Annotated in this window: 17 protein-coding genes; 4 read left to right on the forward strand and 13 right to left on the reverse strand. The window is 54.5% G+C overall.

Annotation, left to right across the window (positions count from 1 at the left end):
* Positions 1–142: 142 nt before the first annotated feature.
* The 13 genes from repB to NHF56_RS19525 all read right to left on the reverse strand — a co-directional run bounded on the left by repB (position 143) and on the right by NHF56_RS19525 (position 14,896).
* Positions 143–1,138 (reverse strand): plasmid partitioning protein RepB, encoded by a 996-nt coding sequence (gene repB, locus NHF56_RS19465; protein WP_252807702.1) that lies wholly within the window; start codon positions 1,136–1,138, stop codon positions 143–145.
* Between the two features lie 78 nt (positions 1,139–1,216).
* A complete protein-coding gene (gene repA / locus NHF56_RS19470) occupies positions 1,217–2,413 on the reverse strand; it encodes a plasmid partitioning protein RepA (protein WP_252807703.1) in 1,197 nt (398 codons plus the stop codon).
* A 427-nt stretch (positions 2,414–2,840) separates the two neighbouring features.
* Positions 2,841–3,182, reverse strand: coding sequence for a hypothetical protein (locus NHF56_RS21055; RefSeq protein ID WP_373456346.1), 342 nt, complete (start codon positions 3,180–3,182; stop codon positions 2,841–2,843).
* Positions 3,183–3,307: 125 nt separating this feature from the next.
* A complete protein-coding gene (locus tag NHF56_RS19480) occupies positions 3,308–4,168 on the reverse strand; it encodes a 4Fe-4S dicluster domain-containing protein (protein WP_252807705.1) in 861 nt (286 codons plus the stop codon).
* Positions 4,165–7,149, reverse strand: coding sequence for a molybdopterin-dependent oxidoreductase (locus tag NHF56_RS19485; RefSeq protein ID WP_252807707.1), 2,985 nt, complete (start codon positions 7,147–7,149; stop codon positions 4,165–4,167). Before NHF56_RS19485 ends, NHF56_RS19480 begins: the two co-directional genes overlap by 4 nt.
* 2 nt (positions 7,150–7,151) lie before the next feature.
* Complete coding sequence (locus tag NHF56_RS19490; RefSeq protein ID WP_252807709.1) at positions 7,152–8,849, reverse strand: sulfatase-like hydrolase/transferase; 1,698 nt, start codon at positions 8,847–8,849, stop codon at positions 7,152–7,154.
* 19 nt (positions 8,850–8,868) lie between these two features.
* Positions 8,869–9,645, reverse strand: coding sequence for an ABC transporter permease (locus tag NHF56_RS19495; protein WP_252807711.1), 777 nt, complete (start codon positions 9,643–9,645; stop codon positions 8,869–8,871).
* Positions 9,642–10,412, reverse strand: coding sequence for an ABC transporter permease (locus NHF56_RS19500; RefSeq protein WP_252807713.1), 771 nt, complete (start codon positions 10,410–10,412; stop codon positions 9,642–9,644). Before NHF56_RS19500 ends, NHF56_RS19495 begins: the two co-directional genes overlap by 4 nt.
* 18 nt (positions 10,413–10,430) lie before the next feature.
* Positions 10,431–11,405 carry an ABC transporter substrate-binding protein gene (locus NHF56_RS19505; RefSeq protein WP_252807715.1) on the reverse strand — a complete coding sequence of 325 codons (975 nt, stop codon included), beginning with the start codon at positions 11,403–11,405 and terminating at the stop codon, positions 10,431–10,433.
* Positions 11,406–11,465: 60 nt separating this feature from the next.
* The gene (locus tag NHF56_RS19510) at positions 11,466–12,260 is read right to left on the reverse strand and encodes an ABC transporter ATP-binding protein (protein ID WP_252807718.1); all 795 of its coding nucleotides are present in this window, start codon (positions 12,258–12,260) and stop codon (positions 11,466–11,468) included.
* 36 nt (positions 12,261–12,296) lie between these two features.
* Positions 12,297–13,148: a fumarylacetoacetate hydrolase family protein gene (locus NHF56_RS19515; RefSeq protein ID WP_252807719.1), complete on the reverse strand. Its 852-nt coding sequence runs from the start codon at positions 13,146–13,148 to the stop codon at positions 12,297–12,299.
* A gap of 63 nt (positions 13,149–13,211) precedes the next feature.
* Complete coding sequence (locus NHF56_RS19520; RefSeq protein ID WP_256995434.1) at positions 13,212–14,138, reverse strand: 3-keto-5-aminohexanoate cleavage protein; 927 nt, start codon at positions 14,136–14,138, stop codon at positions 13,212–13,214.
* 38 nt (positions 14,139–14,176) lie between these two features.
* Complete coding sequence (locus NHF56_RS19525; RefSeq protein ID WP_252807721.1) at positions 14,177–14,896, reverse strand: GntR family transcriptional regulator; 720 nt, start codon at positions 14,894–14,896, stop codon at positions 14,177–14,179.
* Positions 14,897–15,106: 210 nt separating this feature from the next.
* Between NHF56_RS19525 and NHF56_RS19530 the strand changes: the two genes are divergently transcribed.
* The 4 genes from NHF56_RS19530 to dctP all read left to right on the forward strand — a co-directional run bounded on the left by NHF56_RS19530 (position 15,107) and on the right by dctP (position 20,800).
* Positions 15,107–15,997 carry a VOC family protein gene (locus tag NHF56_RS19530; protein WP_252807723.1) on the forward strand — a complete coding sequence of 297 codons (891 nt, stop codon included), beginning with the start codon at positions 15,107–15,109 and terminating at the stop codon, positions 15,995–15,997.
* 54 nt (positions 15,998–16,051) lie between these two features.
* Positions 16,052–17,071 carry an NADP-dependent oxidoreductase gene (locus NHF56_RS19535; RefSeq protein ID WP_252807724.1) on the forward strand — a complete coding sequence of 340 codons (1,020 nt, stop codon included), beginning with the start codon at positions 16,052–16,054 and terminating at the stop codon, positions 17,069–17,071.
* Between the two features lie 657 nt (positions 17,072–17,728).
* A complete protein-coding gene (locus NHF56_RS19540; protein WP_252807726.1) occupies positions 17,729–19,669 on the forward strand; it encodes a TRAP transporter large permease subunit in 1,941 nt (646 codons plus the stop codon).
* A 123-nt stretch (positions 19,670–19,792) separates the two neighbouring features.
* Positions 19,793–20,800, forward strand: coding sequence for a TRAP transporter substrate-binding protein DctP (gene dctP, locus NHF56_RS19545; protein WP_252807728.1), 1,008 nt, complete (start codon positions 19,793–19,795; stop codon positions 20,798–20,800).
* The last annotated feature ends 63 nt before the right edge of the window (positions 20,801–20,863 follow it).

The raw sequence follows: 20,863 nt of genomic DNA on the forward strand, positions 1-20,863 counted from the left end.
TCATGACTCAAAAGAGTCTTGACTGTGATTCTCGGAAGTGCGATTCTTAAGTTGCTACAGATAAGAAGGGGCTTCCGGAAGCGATTTCGGTGGCCTTTTTCTTTGCCATTTTTTCAGTAGCCGTTGGGATACGGCAGTTTAATCAGTCGTTGCCCTCCTCGCTGTTTTCCTGGAATTCTTGATAAAGGCGCTCGAGTTGATTCGACAAATATGCGCCAAAACGTGACGCATCCTTTGACTTTAGAGCCAAGGTGAAAGCTCGTCCGCTGTCTTTCGTGGAGACTTTCACTGCATCGTCTGACAGGCTCCAAGCCTTTTCCGATGGCCGTTTGCTTTTTGGCTTCTTTGCCCGTGCTGCCTTCAACTGCTCGATCAGAAATGGGAAACGTTCCTGCTCCTCAAGCGACGCAAACGTGTCGCTGTCGACCGTTTCGAGCGCTTGAGCCGCCTTCGCCGGAATTTGAACGATCTTCTTTAAATCTTCCCAGCGATCGCGACCAACACCCTTAGCCGCTCCAAGCGCGTCTAGAACCGGATCGGGGATTGTCTCGACGACTGAGAGCATCCGAGATAGCAACGTATCATCAACTGTCAGTGCCGTCTTGATTGTCGACTTGTCTATTCCTGAATCTTGAAGACGGCGTGCATAAAGCGATTTCTCAATAAAACTGAGATCGTGCCTCGCGGAATTCTCCTGCCCTTGGGCAATAACGTGTGCAATCTCTTCGAGCGGCTTGATAACGGCTCGAACTTTAATTCCAAGCTTTTCGGCGACACGTACACGTCGGTGCCCAAATACGATGATGTAACGGTCGCTTGCATTGGGATCTGGCCGGACGAGAACGGGTTGGTGTTGACCGGCCTCTTTTATGGCTTCCAGCAGCTCCTGATCTTTTTCGCGATCTTCGCCAATTCGATCTTTGTAAGGGGAGGGGGTCAGCGTTTTCGGGTCTAACGAAACAACTACATCACCCTCAAGAACTCGCATTGAGTTTTCAGCAAGGTCGTCCAGAGACTGCATCATTGATCTTGATGCGCCCCGCTTCGCATAGTCAACGCGGGACTCTCCAGGGCCACTCGCACCAGCAGGTTTCGCTGGCTGGGCACCGATGTTGGTTAGAAGATGCTTCCTAGCCATTCGCGTCACCTAAATTCAAGGATATCATATTGAACTGTAATTGTTTTTTGCCAATCTGCACGGCTGTCAATTTTTGCATTACTTTCGTCCCCATGCCTTGTGAATAAGGGCCGTAATCTCACCATTGACTGCATTCAAAGATTCCAACGCGCGGTCGTACGTTGCCCGCACGAATTGCGAACGATCAACCTCGTAGACCGTTTGCTTGGTGATCCCGGCGTCGGAAATAGCAGTCGACTTGACCATCTGATTGTTAAGCATTCTTTTGTTGAACATGGCCTGCATGAAACCGACCATCTGCGCCTGCGGACCGTCCGTTGCTTCATACCTGGTCGCCAAGAACCGGAACCAATCGAGCTTGACCTTCGCGCCCGCTCCCTTGATCGATTGGAGAATTCCGCCAAGCATCAATAGAAATTGGCTCATGCTCATGATGTCTAACATCTGAGGATGAACGGTGATTAATACGCCAGTGGATGCAGTCAGAGCAGTCAGTGTCAAATAGCCCAGCTGTGGTGGGCAATCGATTACAACAACATCATATTGATCGTCGACCTCTTTCAAGGCTTTTGAAATGCGAGTGAAGAAAAGGCGCCCTTCGTGAGAGTTCGCCGCCGCCAGGGGGGTCTCGTATTCATATTCCTGAAGCTCCAAATTCGCTGGAACGATGTCGAGGCCAGGGAAGTTTGTGGCCTGGATGATTTCCTTGATCGAACGTCGGGAATCGTCGTACCGCAACGCCTCAAAAAATGAGGGGTTCTTGTCGAGTTCAGGCTGTACCCCGTGCAGAGCGGTCAGCGACGCCTGTGGGTCCAGATCGATTGCAAGGACGCGATGTCCTGTCAAAGCCAAATATTGGGCCAGGTGTGCAGTGGTAGTTGTTTTCCCCGAACCACCCTTGAAATTTACAATCGATATGACCTGTAAATGCTCCCCTTCTCGTCGCCGAGGAACGTAGTTCTTGACGTCGCTGCGACCATGTTTGTCAAGATACTCGCGAAGTTCAAGCATCTGCTCCGCTGTGTAGGAACGGCGACCTGAAGACGAGACCGTTGGTATAGGCCCTTTGCCGTCGAGATGAAGCTTCTTTATGTGGTTCTGTGTAACCCCAATAAAGTCTGCCACCTCCGCCAGCGAGAATAGTCGCAATCCCTTCTGTGCATCAGGTGGGTACTGTTCCAACCGGAGCATGTTGAGCCTATCAGAGATCAACTCGCCCTGTTGGATAATTTCTTCATCGAAATCCAACTCATCTTGCTCAATGATCGAAACCACCGAAGTCTCACTTTCTTTGAAATAACGCTTTTTCGGATACAGCACACGGGAAAGCGTTATTACTATGGGTGATTCCGGTTCTGGTGCAAGCGGTTTTTGGTTAACAAAGTCTTAACAAGGGTCCGCTGGTCACCCCGCAAAGAAGAGAGTTCATCAGTGTTTTTCGTTGTTTTACTGTAACTTAAGTCTCTTTCTTTTTTGAGAACCAATCTACGTTTTCCCCGGCAATTTTGCCGAGGTTGAGCAGAAAGCTCCGGCGCAAAAACACACTCAAAAAATCGCAAATCCCAGTAACCAGTCATTTTCACCGCGACTCAGCAGGAGCGCGTCGCATCAAACACTGGGATTAAGGCCTGTGAGCCTCCGGTCAGAATTACTCAGGCAGTTTGGCCGGGATGACCGATTCCAGGGCGTGCGGCAAAAGCCCTTATTCGCCCATGGACAGCAACGGGCGATACAATGCAAACGGGGTTGAGCCATTCAAAATTCGGAATGCTGACCGGACGGGGAGGGGACGAATGACCCCTTCATCCTCAAAGTCGCGGCTGATCCGCAAACTCAGGATTTGCCTTGGCGAAACCATTTGATCGGCATTGAAAGACGTCAGAGGGGTTGAGCTCTTCGTCGAACGCCTGGGGGAGGGGAGGTCGAGCGAATAGCCTGGTGCCGCTGAGATCATCATCGGCAGCGCAACGTTGCATACGCCCTTCAGACCGAGGTCGACGAAGAACAACCGGTCGTATCCGGTGAGCCCCCAATCGACGGCCATAGCTTCGAGGGCCTCTTGCCTCCCGTGGTGAGTGCTCCGAGTTTCACAATCCGCCGCGTAGTGAAGGACCGATTGAACATTGTCGTCTCAGGAGGCACCCCAACTTGGCAATACCCCGCTGAGACCTACGTTCCAATCAGGTCAACTTCTATTGAACCGACATATTGGCTTGCCTGCAAACCAATAAACTTGCAAACGATCTGGTCACCTTGCGCTTCCTGCCTGACCCGCACCTCGCCGCTTGTGGGGCGGGGCTTTAACCGTTCGAAGCGAAAATCTCCGAAGCCATCGGTGGTCGTTTCCGCAATTCTTTCACCTGCGCTCCACAGCTCCACCGGTATGGCCTCGAGACATGTTTCCTGACCGCCAATATCCGCATAGAGATTCCCGCCTATAAATATATGGTCCGTGCGATCGAGGTTTTTGTAATAGAACCGTGGTCGCGAATCGTTTTTAGGCTCTTTGATGCGAAGGCGCTCGCGTTCGGCGCGTTCTTTCATTTCATCGTCGTCTGCAAAAACCGTCGTCAGAGCACGGGTGGGGCAAACCTGAGATGCCCGCGGCTGGGCCCAGCCACCATCCAGCAAATGCGCATCGAAGGTCCATTTTTGTGGAAGCTCGAGATCATCGTTCCAGAAAATCTGGCCATAGGGACAGGCAGCCACAATGTCGCGCCTGCCTTTGGCTTTTTCTGGATCAATGATGACAATGCCGTCTTCGCGCTGATGAACTGCGTCTTTTGTCTGAGCGTTTACGCAGGGCGGATTGGCACAAAGCTGGCAGGTGTTGACCACGTGGGCAATGTCTATCAGGGGTGCGGAGCCCTGCTCGACACGCTCAATGGAGAGCCATGGAGAGCCTGTTGCCGATTGGGGTGCTGAGTAGCCCGGAAAATCATTATCCAGATACTCATCGTTTGTCGCGAGAACGCAGTTGTTGCAATTGTTGCAACGATCGACGTCGAAGATCATGTGGAGCTTTTTCATTCGGCGGCCTCCATGATAGCGGTTATGTCCAAAACCCTCTCGATCTCGACAAGACAGAGTGAACCGGCGGATGCCACGGTTCCATTTGCCTGCATCCGAGCAGGCGTCAGAATGTTCATGCAGCCTCCAATATCGACTTGCTCATTGCCATCGCCGACCGGCTCATAGCGGGCCGCAGACTCGTAGGAATGGGCAACGCCATCGGCAATTCGGTTGGTCACTTCAGCAGCACAGATAACGGCACCACGGTCGTTGAAGACCTTCACGAGATCATGGTGCGCGATACCGCGTGCTGCAGCATCCGCCTCACTGAGCCGGATAATCCAGAAATATTTGTCACCAACCTTGATGCGGTGATCAGCCACGCTGTTTAGCGTGCCGCCTTTGCCGTCCTGCGCCGTATGGAAGCTGAAGCGCTGATGCGGGGTCAGAAGCTGGATTGGATATTTTTCGTAGCGTTCGCCTGAGCGCGCGCCCTCGAACGCCGCTTTGTACTGCAACAATGCTGGTCGATCCGGGCTTTCGGGTTCCAGCCGCTTGAGCGAGCTTGGGATAAATTCGAATTTACCGGACTGGGTCTGCAAACCACTGAGGAACCGTCCACTGTAGGCACCGGGAAGCGGGAAGGGCTCGGGTAAGTTCTTAGGGCGGCCTTCGTAAAACCAGCGCATGTCCACATCGGCTTTATGTGCCTCCTTTTCCGGTGGCAGCACGTAATAGCCGCGTTTGAGAAGCTCCTTCCATTTGATGTGTTTGGAGATATCGCTCGATTCAAAGACGCGTTTGGCCCAATCCAGCTCGGAACAACCCTCGGAGAAGAGGTTACCCATGCCGAGCTTTTTGCAGATGTCCCAGAAGATCTGGTAGTCGGATTTGGATTCACCCAGCGGCTCGATGCATTTGTGCTGAATGGCGATAATCCGGTGATTCAACTGCGAATACCATTGAAAGCCGAAGCCGCCGGTATTGGACCATTCGCCGATATCCCAACGCTCAAACTGCGTGCAAGCGGGCAGAATGATATCTGCAAATTGGGTCTCGCCTTCATCCCAAATGCCCTGGCTGACGACACATTCGAGTTCGGGTGACCGATACATCTCAGTGAAGCGGCTGGAACCGTTGATGGTGCCCATGGACGATCCGCCATAGCGGTAGAGCATGTGGACCTTGGAATAACCGGGTGCGGGATAGGAGAAGGGCCTCATTTGTGCTTCCTGGCTCATGGGGTCGAGCAGGTAGCCTTCAGCTTTGCCTTCGAGGATCGCTTCAGGAAGCCGCTGGCGCGGGATCATCTGTGTGACCGGGTTCACGGACAGGATATGCGGCATGCGCACGTAGTTGTTGCTGGCAGATCCGGTGGCATTCAATTCACCGGAAATACCGCCTTCGCCATAGCCAGGGAAGTAGAATTCCAGATTGACCGGCGCGCCCGTGGTCAGGTTGCCAAAATTAACGCCGGGTCTGCCCCAGCCTTGCATGGCCATCAGCATGACCATGGCGCGCGCCCACTGAATGCCGCTCGCATTGCGGCAAGCCCCACCAAAGCCGCCCCCATTCACGCCACAGCTCAGATAGGTTTTCTTGGCGGCCCATTGGCGCGCGAGCGCGCGGGCGTCACGGGCGGCAATGCCTGTTTCGCCTTCCTGCCATTCCGGCGTTTTGGCAATGCCATCAGTCACACCCAGAATGTAATCCTTCCACTCATCAAAGCCCGTTGAACGGTTTTCGACAAAATGGTGGTCGTAGGTATCCTCGGTAATCCAGACATACATGAGCGCAAAGGCAAGGGCTGTGTCTGTGCCGGGCCGGATCGGGAACCACTTGCCGCCGGTGAAGGCTGCGGTTGGCGAATAATGCGGGTTAATGTGGATTGCATCAATGCCAAGTTCCTTGGCCCAGAGGCGTCGTTCGCTGGCCTCGGTGCCGCCATAGGCACCAAACTGCGATTCCGGATCACTGGACCAGTAAACAATCTGGTCAGTCTCCTGCAGCGCGTCTTCCAGCGTTCCATATCCGGCTGTTGCGCCGAGCCGCATGGAGTTGCCGTAGTGGTGCATCGCGCCCCAATACCAGCCTTCCCAGCTATCAGGGTTCAAAACCACGCGGGTGACGCCGATGAGGTTGCCGAAGCGCATCATGGACGAGAGATAATAGCCTACATTTCCCCATTGATGGTGCGATGGATGGGCGAGTGCGATGGCCCCCGGGCCATGCGCCTGCTTCTGCCGCATGATCTCTTTCGATACGATCTCGAGCGCCTCGTCCCAACTGATGCGTTCATAGCCCGACTTGCCGCGATTTTGCAGATTGCGCTCGCCCTCGGGGTCGAAGTCGACGCGTTTCATGGGATAAAGCAAACGGTTTTCGGCGTAGACATTGCCCTTCATCGCCAGAGAATGGGGCGCGACGCAGCCCTTGCGCTGTGGCGAAAAAGTTTTTCCCCGTGCCTCGATTGTCCACGTGCCCGGATCCTTGTCATCAAACTCAATGATGTTTGTGCGCAGAATCCGGCCATCTTTCACATAGACATGTAGCGGCCCGCCATTGGTCATCTGCGTGTAGCGGATAGAGCCATCCGGCATTTCCTCGCCATATTTCCAGCCATCGGAATCGAGTTTGCTCGCAAGCTGCGTGAACCATGCGGCCGTGTCCTCATCACCCATCAGTATGACGCGGAAATTCTTGCCTGCATGGATCGTCTCACCATAGTCGATCGGCGGCGTCATCATGGTGACGGCTGTATCAATGTCCTTGAACTGCATGATCAGGTCGGGCGCTTCATGGTGGCGCGCCTCTGAGGTGATCTTGCCATTTTCGAACTTGTAGTAGCGAAGAATGCTCATATCCGCGAGGCGGATCTGCACGACACAGTTGCGCGATGCCAGATAATCGCGAAAGGTCCTGCTACCCTTTGCCTTCAGGCGAAAGAGATGCGGTATCGCAAAGAGTGTTGCTTTAAGACGAGCCTTTTTTAGATCCATTTTTATCTCTCAATCTCTCGGCTTCGGGCCTGGTCGCGATGGTCCGCGACTTTACGATTTCGATATTGTTCGGTAGCCTGTGGGGGCAGTGAGTGTTCATCCCAAACGCCAAGCAGAATGCCGGTCTGGCCCATGTTTCGGCGGCCAGCCAGGATGCTTTTAGTGGTCTTCGTCGTGCGCTGGGCATTGCGTAGCGACCAGTCATGCAGCTTGCCGTACATCATCTTGATAATGTCGGCATGATCTTCTCTGGCTCCCAAATCCACCAATTCGTTCGGGTCGTTCTTCAGGTCGAATAGAACCGGGCGGAAACCGCCTAGAAAGTGGATGAGCTTCCAATCCTTGGTGGCCACCATGAACATGCGGCTGTCATCGGGATGCAGGTTCATAGCCTCGGCCTGTGGCGTGTGGCCAAAATCATATTCGGCAATAGAGGCTACTCGGGCGGTTTCTTTTGCCTCACCGCGAATAAGTGGCATAAGGGATTCGCCTTCCAGAATATGATCTACATTGGAAATATCGCCACCAGCCACCTCATAGAAAGTAGGGACCAGATCGATGGACTCCACCAGCGCATCGACGGTTGTTCCGCGCGTCGCGTCGGCTTCTTCTGACGGATCAAAGATAATCAGCGGCACTTTCACGGCGGGGTCGTGAAAGAACATTTTCTCGCCCATCCAATGGTCACCAAGATAGTCACCATGATCGGCTGTCAGCACGATCATGGTGTCTTTCAGGCGGCCGCTCTCCTGGAGATAGTTGAACAGGACGCCCATCTGGTCGTCGATCTGTTTGATAAGACCCATATAGGCACCGAGCACGGTTTCCCGCACTTCATCGCGTGAGAACGTCTTGCCCACGAGCCATTGATGCATGCCCTTGATGACGGGGTGATCTGTCTCAAGCTCTGCTTCGGCACGAACGGCCGGAACGAAGTCATCCGGACCATACATGTCGTTATACGGGGCTGGCACGATATAGGGCCAGTGCGGCTTGATGAGGCTTAGATGACATAGCCATGGTTTGTCGCCCTGGCTCTCGATGAATTCGATGCCTCTTCGGGTCATGTACGGTGTTTCGCTATCCTCTTCGGCAATATTGGCAGCTTCGGATGAATTCTTCAGGAACCAGCCGGATAGAACATTGCCGGCGTCATCGATCCCGGAATTTGCGAAATCGTGCCACGGGTTCGGACTGTCATAGCCTTTCTCCTGAAGGTATGGGTTATACTTCTCGCTCGAATGGTGCTTCAGAACGTCTCTCAGCGGCCCCTCGAATAGAAGGCCATCGTCCCGCTCAAACACGTCAAAGCCGCATTCGGCGACGCGCGCGCCGATGACGCTGTCCGGTTCCAGCCCGAGCCGACGCATGCCTTCGGCATCGGCCTCCATATGGGTTTTGCCGACAAGCCAACTATCCATACCGAGTGAGCGAAGGTGATCGCCCATCGTCATTTCGCCCACTTTCAGCGGATAGCCATTCCAGTTGGAGCCGTGGCTGTGCACATAGCGCCCTGTGTATGTCGACATGCGGCTCGGTCCACAAAGGGGCGATTGAATGCGCGCGTTTGTGAAGCGGACACCCTGGGCAGCTATCCTGTCGATATTTGGCGTTTTCAGGTGCGGATGTCCGTAGCAGGAGAGATAGTCCCAGCGTAGCTGGTCGAACATGATGAACAGGATGTTTTTCGCTTTTGCCATTCGCTCAATGCTCCAGAGATTAGATTTTGGTCTGCGCCGAACGGCGGTAATGCCAGCCGAGAACGCGTTTGCTGGCCCAGTTCGTCGCGCCATTGACCAACAGAGACATGATCGCGATCACCACGATGGCAGTCATGACTTTGGCCATGCTGAATTCGGATTGTCCGAGGCGCAAATAGTCGCCCAATCCATCCGTTGAGAGGATGATTTCGGAGACAACGGTCAACAAAACCGCGACGGTGATGGAAAGTCGGATGCCTGCAAAAATGCGCGGCAGTGCAGAGGGAAGATCGATGAGCACCATGCGTTCCAGCGTCGTCAGACCCAACGAGCGGCCGAGCCTGACCTGCATTGGGTCCTGCGCTTTCACCGCATCGATTGTATTGATGACAATCGGGAAAGACGCCCCAAAAACAATCACCACGAGTTTGGCGACATCACCAATACCAAGCAACATCATTGCCAACGGCACGACTGCAATGGGCGGTAGCGGGCGGAGAAATTCCAGCACCGGTTCGATGATCTCTCCGAGTACGCGCACGCGGCCGAGAACAATGCCGAGTGGGAGCATGAAGGTGAGCGCGATCAGAAAGCCGATGGCTGCGCGCCTCAGCGTAATTCCGGTCGCGGCAAGAATATTGCGCCAGTCCTCAATCATGATAACCGCCACTGCGGACGCTTTGGGAAAGTTGAAACTGTTTGCGATCTGCGCCGCAATTTCCCATGCGACAATCAGGATGACGAGAAAGATGATGCCGGGCCAGTTGATGCGACTGTTCAACATTGCAGCTTTCATGTCGCAGCCCCCGTTGCGGTATAGCGCATTTGCCAACCGGTGAGCGGCCAGCGCACCGCGAAAAGTACGGTGTTGAGCAAAACCCCTTGCGCGCCTATGATAAACATCAGCGCATACATGTCGTCCCAGAGAAGCGAAAATCCGGCGTTGAAAATGAGGGCGCCCAGACCATCTCCACCAACCAGCATCTCGGTCGCCACCGTCGCGAGCAGGGAAATACCTGCAGACAATCGGATACCGGTAAAGGCCTCAGGCAACGCTGCAGGAAGGCGAACCTGCCACATGATCTGCCAGTCACTCAGGCCGAAGGAGCGCGCTGTGTTCACCTGCACAGGCTCTGCAGTCGCCAAAGCATTGGAGGCAGAGATATAGGTGGGCCACAGGCAACCATAGATGATAATGCAGTAGAAAAGGCCAGGCCCGATGCCGAGCACAAAGATCAGCAGGGGAAACAGAGCAGGGGGCGGCAGTGAGCGCAGAATATCGGTTATCGGCTCAAGCGTGCGCTTGATGAGTGGATATCGCCCAGCCACGATAGCGAGACCGAGCGCGATGACGACCGCGCCAACGAGACTTAGAAGCATGCGCTGAACCGTTGCTGCAAAGTTGGCCCAAAACTGGTCAGACCCAAGGAAATCGACGAGTGCCGCGCCTATGGTGGCAAGGCGTGGCATATAGTCGGACGACACGACGCCGAGGCCACTTACAGCTTCCCAGATCACAAGGAAGATGATCAGTCCGACTGGCTTCCTGAATAGTTTCAGCATCGTGTCGCCCTCATCTTTCTACTCGTATTCGATCGGCTCGACGGCGTCTTCGGCGGGATACTCCTCCGCGATGATGCCTGTGCGAACGAGCGCCTTAATCTGCGATTGATACATGGACGGTTCCGCAACGAGTGATCCTGTGTTCAAAGGCAGCGGTACTCGTTCGGCAACGGGTGGTGGCATCCCGAAGTCTTTCTCGAAGATCGCGTTGACCAAAGAGCGGTCGGCATCCAATTCCCGATTGGATTGGAGAATTGATTTCAGGAAACGTGCGGCAATCTCCTTGTTCTTTGGATCAGCAAGCCATTCATCATGGGCGAACCAGCCGCCAAGAGAAATCGGACCATCTTCAGCAAGTGTGGCAGTGAGGCCGCCCGCCAGCTCGACAGCGTCGATCTTGTCCGAATTCATCAGCTGTGTATGAAAAGGTTCGGTTACATGAACCGCACTCACATTGCCCACTTCAAGAGCCGGTCCCAGCTGTGGAAATGGCAGGGCAACGAATTTAACGGAATTCGGATCGACGCCTGCCGCCATCAGGTGGTCTCGCACCATCAGGTCTGCCGGCCCGTTTTTATCAACGATACCGACTACCTTTCCCTCGATATCCTTTAGAGATTTGATGCCCTCTTTGCTGTTCGCCACGATCCAGTTGCGAATATCGTTGGCTTTTTCGACGTCAGCGGTGCCGATCGCTTTGAGCGGCAAGCCTTTGGCCCTAGCGATGAGAACGATGGCAGATGCGGTCATGCCGACATCCACTGTACGCGACGCGAGAGCGGTCATCAGATCCGGCCCGCTATTTACGACGGTCAAACTGACGGCCAGGCCGTTCTTCTCGAAGATACCGCTTTGAAGGCCATGGATGACCGATGCCAAAGGTGGAATCTTCATATAGGCCACCTTGATCCGGTCAAGTGCGTGGGCATTGAGCGGCATGGTCAATGCCGCAAGCGCCAGAACGGCACCCTTCAAATAGCTTCGTCTTAGCATTTCTTCCTCCCGGTTCAGTCAAACGCAATTGCGTTTGTGTTAAGTGCCCATTTGCGGGCGTCAGTCCTCCTTGAACGAGCGAATGCGCTCGAACACTTCATGCCGAATTTTCAAAAACGCCGCGTCCTCTCGCGTCGTAAGCTGGTCGCGCGGCTTGGCGAGCGGCACCTCAATTTCCTCAACCACCCGGGTCGGGCGTTTTGAAAGCACGACGATGCGGTCTGCCATGTAGACCGCCTCCTCCACGTCATGCGTCACGAGGATGCAGGTTTTGTTGAATTGCTTAGCAAGCTTCAGCAGCAGGTCCTGCATGTCGGCGCGCGTTTGCGCGTCAACCGCGGCAAGCGGCTCATCAAGCAAAAGCAGCTTTGAGCGGGTCGCCAAAGCGCGGGCAATCGCGACGCGCTGTTGCATGCCGCCGGAAAGCTCCCAAGGGTATTTGTCCTCAAAGCCCTTGAGACCGACTGCTGCCAGCATTTCACGGGCGATGGCCTCTTTCTCCTGTTTCGATACGCCCAACCGCCGCATGCCGAACAAGACGTTGGCGAGGTTGCGCTTCCAAGGCAGCAGAGAGCGTGAATAGTCCTGGAAAACCACGGCGAGCCCTTCCGGTGGTCCATCCACAGTCTTGCCTTGAAACAGAACCTGGCCCGCGTCAGTGGAATAGAGACCGGCGATTGCCATCAACAGTGTGGTTTTACCGCAGCCTGAAGGTCCGACAATCGTCAAAAATTCGCCCGCCTTGGCGCTGAAATCGATGCCACCCAAAATCTTGATCGCGCTGCCTTTCGGGCCTAGCGACTTTTCAAGCCCCTTTGCGCTCAAGATGCTTTCTGCTTTCGCATCAGCCGACATTGTGATCTCGTTTTGCAACATATCTCTGCCCAAGGCTCAAGCGCCTGCCTCTGCAACGATGGTGTTTTCGATATGGCCAAGGTTGCCGATCTCGACGCGAACCTTGTCGCCAACTTTGAGATAGGTGTCGCTTTCGATGCCCGTGCCGTCGGGCGTACCCGTGATCAGAATATCGCCTGGCATCAGGGTAAAGACCTGGGAGATATAGGCGATCTGGTCGACGATCTGATAGATCATGTCGGATGTGTTGGAATTTTGACGAATTTCGCCATTGACCCAGGCTTTGATATCGAGCGCTTGCGGGTCTGGTACGTCATCCGCCGTCGTGATCCATGGGCCGATGGGGCCGTGGGTGTCGAATGATTTTCCAAGCGTGAATGTTGGTGAGCGCATCTGCCAGTCCCGAACCGATACGTCATTGGCGACAAAATAGCCCGCGACGACATCAAGCGCATCCTCGGCCTTTACATGGCGGCATTTGCGCCCGATCACGACGCCGAGTTCAGCTTCAAAATCCAGGCGTTCGGACACTCTCGGAAGGTCGACCTCGGCATAAGGTCCGGCAATGCATGAAACCTGTTTATTGAACCAGGTCTGCGTTGTGGCTACGTGCACGCCAGCGGCCTTGGCCTTGTCCGCATGCTTCTTGTAATTCATGCCGAGCGCCAGAAACTTTTGCGGGTCATCAATCGGCGCAACCAATTCCACGTCTGCAAGCGGCACGGAAACCTCGCCTGCATCTCTGAGAAAAGAGAAATCGCAATTGGCACGTTCCAGGAGGGCGCGCATCGATGTGCCAAAGCCCGCAGCGGTCAAATCGACAATCGAATCCTGTTCGACCCTGCCGATATGAACACCGTCATTTGCCTTGAATCTCGCCAGTTTCATTTCCTGTCCCTACCTTTTCCTGCGTGTCTTTGTGACGTTGATTTCTTGAGTTGGCCCACAGTTTTAGAATGCCACTTGGGAGGCGCCCTTGAGCTCAAGGCGTGCGCGCGCTTCGTTGGGTGTTGCAATTCCGTATCCAAGCTCTGTGAGTATGCGGACGATCTTTTCGACTTGCTGGGCATTGGATGTCGCAAGTTCGCCGCGCGAGATGAACAGGTTGTCTTCCAGGCCAACGCGCACGTTGCCGCCGAGCAGTGCATTATGCGTTGCCATCGGCATCTGGTTGCGTCCTGCCGCAAGAACCGAGAATTCAACGTCGTTGCCGAAAAGGCGCTGTGCGGTGCGCACCATCAACAGCAGATTGTCGAGTTCGGCGGCTGTTCCGCCAAGCACACCCAGCACAAACTGAATGAAGACAGGCCCGTCATAGAGACCTTCGTCCATCACATGGGCAAGATTGTAGAGATGACCGAGCTCATAACACTCGAACTCAAACCGTGTGCCGTGGCCCTTGCCGAGGCGCTCCAAAATCTCGCCGATCATCTCAAACGTATTGGCAAAGATATTACCGCGCGACCCTTCCAGATACTGCTTTTCCCACTCGTATTCGAAGGTTTTGATGCGCTTGACCGCCGGATAGAGGCCGACATTCAGTGAGCCCATGTTGAGCGATGCCATTTCAGGACTGGCCCGCTCTGCCGCTGCCAGCCTCTCTCCCATGGACATGCCGGGTGCCCCACCGGTCGACATGTTCAAAATGGCGTCGGTCTGCTGCTTGATACGCGGAAGAAACTCAAAGAACACGTCCGGCGATGGCGTTGGTCTCCCGTCCTCGGGATTGCGCGCGTGCAGGTGAATGATCGATGCCCCAGCTTCTGCCGCCGCGACTGATTCCGCTGCAATTTCACTGGGCGTGATTGGCAGATGGGGCGACATGGATGGCGTGTGAAGCGATCCGGTCACGGCGCATGTTACAATCACATTCTTCAAAACGGTTCCTCCCAAATCCAGTTTGTTATTGTCCAGTCTCAAGCACGTGTGAGCGGTCGTTCCGTCTTTAACCTGGTAGCGGCGCCGGCAACGTCCTCAAACGGCGCATCCGATGCCAGGAGAAGATCTGCGGTTTGCCGCAGATGCGCTTCAAGCAGGCTGCAGGCGAAGTCGGCGTCTCTGGCGAGCGTTGCCTCCACGATGGCCTTATGTTCGGCATCCGGATTCCGGGCCGTCTTGGCATAGGGCAGAAGCAACCGCCGGTATCGTTCTGCCTGCGCATAAAGCTGATCGCGCAGCTTCAGCCACCAGACGCTGCCGCAAGCGGAAATTAGCGCGTCGTGGAAATCACTGTGAAGCGCGGTCCATGCCGGATTCAGCGTTTCTGATTCAGGGGATACAAAATGCGGTGTGTTTTCCAGCTGATGCCAAATCGCCTTGAGTTGGCCTTGCCAGGCGATGTCGCCGGCCTCGATGGATTTGCGCAGGCATTTCGTTTCAATTTCGATGCGAACTGCTGTGAGATCTTTCAGGTCCGCCTTTGAGATAGGCGCAACGACAAAGCCGCGTTGAGGTATAGCATGAACCAGACCTTCCGTTGTGAGACGGGACAGCGCCTCTCGTATTGCCGCCACGCTGACATCAGCTCGCGCTTGCAATTCTGCAATCTTGAGCTTCGCACCCGGCATGAGCCGCCCGTCCAGGAGCTCGGCCTTGATCCAATCATACGCGACTTCTGTCTGGCTTACCGGCTGCATGAGCGAAAATTCCCAACGTTGTTATGCCAAGACATTCATAGACCAGTAAAATTATAATTCCAACAAAAAAATATTTTTCTGTACTTTTATTTATTTTTTCGTTATCGACTCCTCATCCGCATGATCGCTGACAATTTCGCCAGGTGATCGTGCTCGAAGATGTTCGTTGCAAAAAAAGCAGCGATCCCAAGAGCAAAGGGAGGTCACTCAATGGGATATCTTGTTCGCCAGATGGGGCATGTTGTCATTTCTTCACCCGATCCGAAGGCCGCCGCTGAAAAGCTGATGGATTGTGCGGGTCTGCGGATTACCGAAGAGGACGGTGATACAATTTACCTATCCAGCAATAACCGGCACCATGAAGTGACCTATGTGAAGGGCAAAGGCGAAGCGATCGCCATGGGGCTTGAAGCCGTTAGCCCGGACGCCATTGATGAAGTCTACCGGCGTGCAAAGTCTGACGGACTGGAAATCCTCTCCGACAAGCCAATCGGACCCCACTATGACAAGGCCATTCGTCTCGTAGCGCCGGGCGGTGCGGTAATCGAAGTCCACACGCCCATCGCGCGAAATCAATCGCGCATGTATATCGGTGGCGGCGGGCCGCGTCCGACACGCATTGAGCATTTTAATTCCTTTTCGGAAGACACCGCCGCCTATGGCGAATTTTGCGAGAAAGTTCTCGGCATGAAGCTCTCGGACAAGACAGCAGATGACGGACTTCGCTGGTATCGTGCACAAGATGGTTTCCACCATACAATTGCCATGGGCACCGGGCCAACCAAGCTGCACCACTATGCATTCGACCAGCGCTCCATGCAGGATTTGCAGCGGATTGCCGATAATCTGGCTATTCGTGATGATGCGCTTGTCTGGGGCCCTGGCCGTCATGGCGCAGGCGAAAACATCTACACCTATTTCGCAGATCCCATGGGTTGCATCATCGAGAACTCAATCGAACTGGCCCATATCGACAATGATGCGACGTATGAGCCGAAGGCGTGGGATATCTCCGAGGGGCTGGCTGGCCGATGGCTCAACCTGTGGGGGACGCCACCGACGGAACGGTTCCTGGCAGGTGGAATTCCGTTCGCGCACTGAAGTCACCGACGCCTTACACAGATTCATCTCGTTAAAGGCAAAGGAGATGCCTTAATGCAGGGCCAACGTATTGTCTTAGCATCTCGACCCGGTCCGAGCGGACCGGGCGTGGAAAATTTCCATCTTGAGGCCTTTTCTCCGAGTCCTGCGAAAGAGGGAGAGGTGCTTCTTGAAACGCTTTTCCTGTCGCTCGACCCTTACATGCGGGCTCGCATGTACGATGGTGGGAACTACAAGGCGAGTGTCGGCATCGGCGAAGTCATGATCGGCGGAACGGTTTCGCGGGTTCTGGAAAGCCGCGAGGCGTCGCTTGCGGTGGGCGATATCGTCGAAAGCCGCCATGGATGGCAAACCCATGCCACCGTACCGGGATCCGGTTTGAGAAAAATCGATCCCGACCTGGCCCCCATTTCGACGGCCCTTGGCGTGCTCGGCATGCCGGGTCAAACCGGATATGGCGGCATGCTGCGCTACGGTATGCCAAAGCCTGGCGAAACGGTGCTGGTATCGGCAGCTTCGGGCGGCGTTGGTTCTGTGGCAGCTCAGGTGGCCCGTATCAAAGGCGCTCGTGTTGTCGGCATCGCTGGTGGTGCCGCGAAATGTTCATGGCTGACGGAAGAGCTTGGTCTCGTGGCAGCTGTCGATCATCGGGCAGAAAACTTTGCTGAAAACCTGGCGGCCGTTTGCCCGGATGGCATCGACGTCTATTTCGATAACGTCGGCGGCGAAATTTTCGCAGACACGATCCCGCTTCTTAATGCTGGTGCCCGCATACCCATCTGCGGGACCATTTCGGTTGACCGCCACCAACCTTCGCCCTTAGGCCGAGACCGGATGTATGACCTTCATGCGACAATTCTCGTCAAACAGCTTACGCTGAATGGATTTATCTTTGATAACCTTCTCGACATGACACACGCCTTTCGACGCGACATGGTTCAATGGATAGCGTCCGGTGAGGTGAAATATCGCGAAGATGTTGTAAGTGGTCTGGATGCAGCACCAAGCGCGTTTCTCGGACTGTTTCGCGGCGAAAACTTCGGCAAACTCATTGTGCGTGTTGCTGGCGTCTGACTGGTGATAACCTTCAAATGAAAGCGTCGTTTTCGATTGTTTCGCATAACAGCATGCAGTAGAAAAAGCTGCCCTACGTTACCCATTTCGGGCGAAGGATCGCTCCCTCACTATTAATCGAACTACACATACCTGATCGTCGCGTTGCTTTGCCTAACCGGCGACTATGGAGCGGCAGGTGGCGGATGTCGCTTTACAATTAACGAGGGTCTCAGGCTCTCTCGGGAAACCGTCACAGTCGGGTCTCAAGTAATCGCCAGAAAATGCCGGATGCGCAATTCCTGGTCAAAAAACACAATCCTTACATTCTCCCTCGAGTAGAGAGAGCCATGCCGACCTGAATTGATCACTCTGCGTTCTCATACAAGCAGGACTAACCAGCGCCACAAAAGACCGGGCTTGAGAAGACTGATCCAAACCTGCGTCAGGAGGTGGGGAACAGCTGTTTTCAAGCACTGTAGGGCACTTTGATGTGGCATGCTCTCTGCAAATAGGAATGAATTCATATTTTGTCTATATAAAGCAATACTTTAGTCAAAGTAGGAGAGCTACCGCCAACCATAAAACACATAAATATGCTTTTATGACTTGAAAGCTTTGAAAGAGCCTGTTAGCTGTTGATAATTCATTTAGCTGTCAAGGGTTGGGAGGACGCTCATGGCTAGTGACCATTTGGAAGGTTCGCACGCAAGGCCAAGCGAAAAACCTTTGATAGAGTCTCTCTTTCTGGCAGCCGGCCGGCGGGTTGCCCTGCTTGCAGTAGCATCGCTTTTGTTGATCGCAGTCCTGACCATAGCCAACATAGTCATGCGCAACACGATGAGTATCAGCCTTTACGGTCTAAACGAAATCAGCACGCTGCTAGTCGCGCTCGCGGCGGCGGCGTGCCTCCCTTATGGATTGGCGGTCAGCGCTTCGCTGGAAGTCGATCTCGTTTCGCACCTGTTAAACGACCAGGGCAAAAGGCTCTTTTATTTTGGTGCGGCTGTGCTTGGTGTCATTTTTTTCGGCGTGCTCGGCTTCGAAGTCTGGATGACTGCAGACCGCATGGCAGCTGGACACCAGACGACATTGATGACGGCGTTGCCGGTTGCGCCCTTCTTTCGGATCATGGCCGGGGCCATCGGGCTTGGTGCTATCGTCATGCTGTCCAGAGCCGTCAGTCTGGCTCTTCGGGCGGTCCGTGCAAGCTCGTCGTCTGCTGTCATTGTTGCGGGTATAGCAATTTTCACCGCGCACATGCTTCTTGCCCTTTTCGGCGTCGTGGACAGCAGCCTCTACACTTATTTGAAGCCGGACAGCCCGGTGGCGCTTGCTCTTTTGGTCGTATTTGCCATGTGGGTGTTGATCATGTTCATGGTGCCGGTGGGGGTTGCCATGGGCCTTGCCGGTCTCGTAGGCGCCTCGGCACTTTTCGGCTCTTCTGCGGGCTTGGGTGCTATCGGTTCTGAGACGACCAGTTTCATTGTGCAGGATTCTCTCTCGGTTCTACCGCTTTTCCTGCTTATGGGAGCTTTCGCCAGCGTTGCGGGTATAGGTGCAGATCTTTATCGCCTATCAAACGCGTTGGTCGGTCACATTCGCGGAGGGCTTGCATTCGCCTCCATTCTTGCCTGCGCCGGCTTTGGAACCGTCACAGGTTCATCAATCGTTACACAGATGACAATCGGGCGCATAGCATTGCGAGAAATGCAGGACCGTAACTACTCCCGAGAATTGGCATCCGGCACAATCGCTGCCGGCGGTACTCTGGGGCAATTGTTTCCGCCATCTTCCGCCCTCATTCTTTATGCGGTCATGACCGAGCAATCGATCGGGCGTCTCTTCATTGGTGCCTTGATCCCGGCATTTCTGGCGGCGGGGCTCTACATGTCCGCCGTTGCCATATGGTTGTGGCTGCGTCCTCAGGATGCGGCGGTAGGCCAACGCGCCAACTTCGGCGAAATCGCCAATGCCGTCAAAGGCTCGTGGTCGGTCTTGCTGCTTATCGGCATCGTTCTTGGCGGCATCTATTTTGGCCTGTTTACCGAATTGGAGGCGGGCGCTGTCGGTGCAGTCGGTGCCTTTGTCATAGCGCTTGCGCGGGGTCGGCTCAGTGTCGGCAATTTCTGGCAGACAATCGGTGAATCGACCATAACATTGGCAATGGTCTATTCACTGCTCTTCGGTGCCACGATGCTCACTTTCTTTTTCGGTATCAGTGGTGTTCCCCAGGCATTTGTCGACTTTCTCGGCAACTTCGAGCTCGGCCCGATAGGAATTGTCCTCATTCTGATTGCCGCATATCTGGTTCTGGGAACCTTCATGGACGGATTTGCCATGATGCTGATTACAATTCCGATCTTTGTGCCCCTTGTCCATTCGCTGGGCTTCGACCCGATCTGGTGGGGGATAATGACGCTGATCTGCATGGAAGCCGGGCAAATTTCGCCGCCCTTTGGCCTTAACATCTTCGTCATTTCTTCGCTCGATCCAAACATCAGCTTGCGGCAGGTCTATCGCGGATGCTGGCCGTTTTTCGCTTCGACAATCATGAAAATCGCGCTGCTTCTTCTGTTTCCTTCCCTTGTGACCTGGCTGCCATCGGCAATGCAATAGAGGGATCGGGGACGTGGAATACAGCAGTGTAGATCGTGTGACTGCTGCGGAGAAGCCGATTTACAGGCCAATCCAAGGAGTGGACGTTTGCCTTAACCTGAAATCTCTAGGGAGGAGATGAGAATGAAAAAGTTCCTGAAAATTCAAGTTGCTTCACTTTTGCTGCTGCAGACGTTCATGTCTGCGGCTTGGTCGGCGGAATATACGATGCGCATCGCATCTGGTGCCAATTCTGCCGGGTTCACCTGCAAGGAATTTCTGGCCGGTTGGGGAGAGAAGATCAAGGCGGCCTCAGGAGGGCGCATCGACTACGAACTCTATTGCGACGGAAAGCTTGGCAAAATGGGCGACACGGTCAATCGCGTAGAGTATGGCCTTGCGGAAGTTGGTTGGGACATCCCGCTCGCATACGGTCAGCGCTTTGCCCCCCTCGGCGTTGTCGGTGTTCCGGGGCTCTACAAAGACCCCGCCAAGGCTGCAGGTGCGCTTTGGAAACTTTATGAGAGCGGAGTGATCCCCGAGGACTCTGCGGTGAGGATCGCTCTTCTACAGACCTTCGGCAACACCTCCTTGTGGACCAAGGACAAGGTGGAGGATTTAACCACACTGGATGGACTTAAGATCGCCATGGGTTCGCGCGAACGCGCCATTACGCTGCAGTCAATGGGTGCGGCACCGGTCAATCTGCGCGTTCCGGAATATTATCAGGCGGTTGCCAAGGGTGTCGCAGACGGGATCTTCAGCACCGATACCTCGGTGTTCGATTTCTCCATGACCGAGTTGTTGAAATATAACTATCGTGCCTCCTTCGGCGGCGGCGTGGTCGGCCTGTTCATGAATAAGAACTGGTACAGCAGCTTGCCGGACGAGCTCAAGAAAGTGATCGACGAAAACAGCGGTTACGAGGGTTCGAAATGGGCCTCCAACCTGCTTGCAGAATCGGAGAAGGTGCTGCTCAAGAACGCCGAAACCGACCATGGGGTGACCGTTCACAAACTCACGCCCGAGGAGATTGACGCCTGGCAGCCGGCCTTCGAGAAAACGAAGGAAGCCTGGGTCGGTGCGATTCCCAATGGCGAAGCCTACCTTTCAGGCTTCAAGGCCGGCCTGGCAGAAGAAGCCGATCAATAAGAGACGTGACGGCAAGGATGGCGAGTGGCTGTCCTTGCCGTTGTCGGACGGTATCAAAGATGT

This window comes from Rhizobium sp. L1K21 (assembly GCF_024055895.1).
Lineage (GTDB): Bacteria > Pseudomonadota > Alphaproteobacteria > Rhizobiales > Rhizobiaceae > Ensifer_A.

Bases quoted from the DNA above. Each gene is read 5' to 3' on its own strand.
- NHF56_RS19500 (WP_252807713.1), bottom strand. From the start codon at position 10,412: ATGCTGAAACTATTCAGGAAGCCAGTCGGACTGATCATCTTCCTTGTG.
- NHF56_RS19495 (WP_252807711.1), bottom strand. From the start codon at position 9,645: ATGAAAGCTGCAATGTTGAACAGTCGCATCAACTGGCCCGGCATCATC.
- NHF56_RS19485 (WP_252807707.1), bottom strand. From the start codon at position 7,149: ATGGATCTAAAAAAGGCTCGTCTTAAAGCAACACTCTTTGCGATACCG.
- NHF56_RS19510 (WP_252807718.1), bottom strand. From the start codon at position 12,260: ATGTCGGCTGATGCGAAAGCAGAAAGCATCTTGAGCGCAAAGGGGCTT.
- NHF56_RS19540 (WP_252807726.1), top strand. From the start codon at position 17,729: ATGGCTAGTGACCATTTGGAAGGTTCGCACGCAAGGCCAAGCGAAAAA.
- NHF56_RS19490 (WP_252807709.1), bottom strand. From the start codon at position 8,849: ATGGCAAAAGCGAAAAACATCCTGTTCATCATGTTCGACCAGCTACGC.
- NHF56_RS19530 (WP_252807723.1), top strand. From the start codon at position 15,107: ATGGGATATCTTGTTCGCCAGATGGGGCATGTTGTCATTTCTTCACCC.
- NHF56_RS19505 (WP_252807715.1), bottom strand. From the start codon at position 11,405: ATGCTAAGACGAAGCTATTTGAAGGGTGCCGTTCTGGCGCTTGCGGCA.
- NHF56_RS19515 (WP_252807719.1), bottom strand. From the start codon at position 13,148: ATGAAACTGGCGAGATTCAAGGCAAATGACGGTGTTCATATCGGCAGG.
- NHF56_RS19525 (WP_252807721.1), bottom strand. From the start codon at position 14,896: ATGCAGCCGGTAAGCCAGACAGAAGTCGCGTATGATTGGATCAAGGCC.
- NHF56_RS19535 (WP_252807724.1), top strand. From the start codon at position 16,052: ATGCAGGGCCAACGTATTGTCTTAGCATCTCGACCCGGTCCGAGCGGA.
- repB (WP_252807702.1), bottom strand. From the start codon at position 1,138: ATGGCTAGGAAGCATCTTCTAACCAACATCGGTGCCCAGCCAGCGAAA.
- NHF56_RS21055 (WP_373456346.1), bottom strand. From the start codon at position 3,182: ATGGCCGTCGATTGGGGGCTCACCGGATACGACCGGTTGTTCTTCGTC.
- NHF56_RS19480 (WP_252807705.1), bottom strand. From the start codon at position 4,168: ATGAAAAAGCTCCACATGATCTTCGACGTCGATCGTTGCAACAATTGC.
- dctP (WP_252807728.1), top strand. From the start codon at position 19,793: ATGAAAAAGTTCCTGAAAATTCAAGTTGCTTCACTTTTGCTGCTGCAG.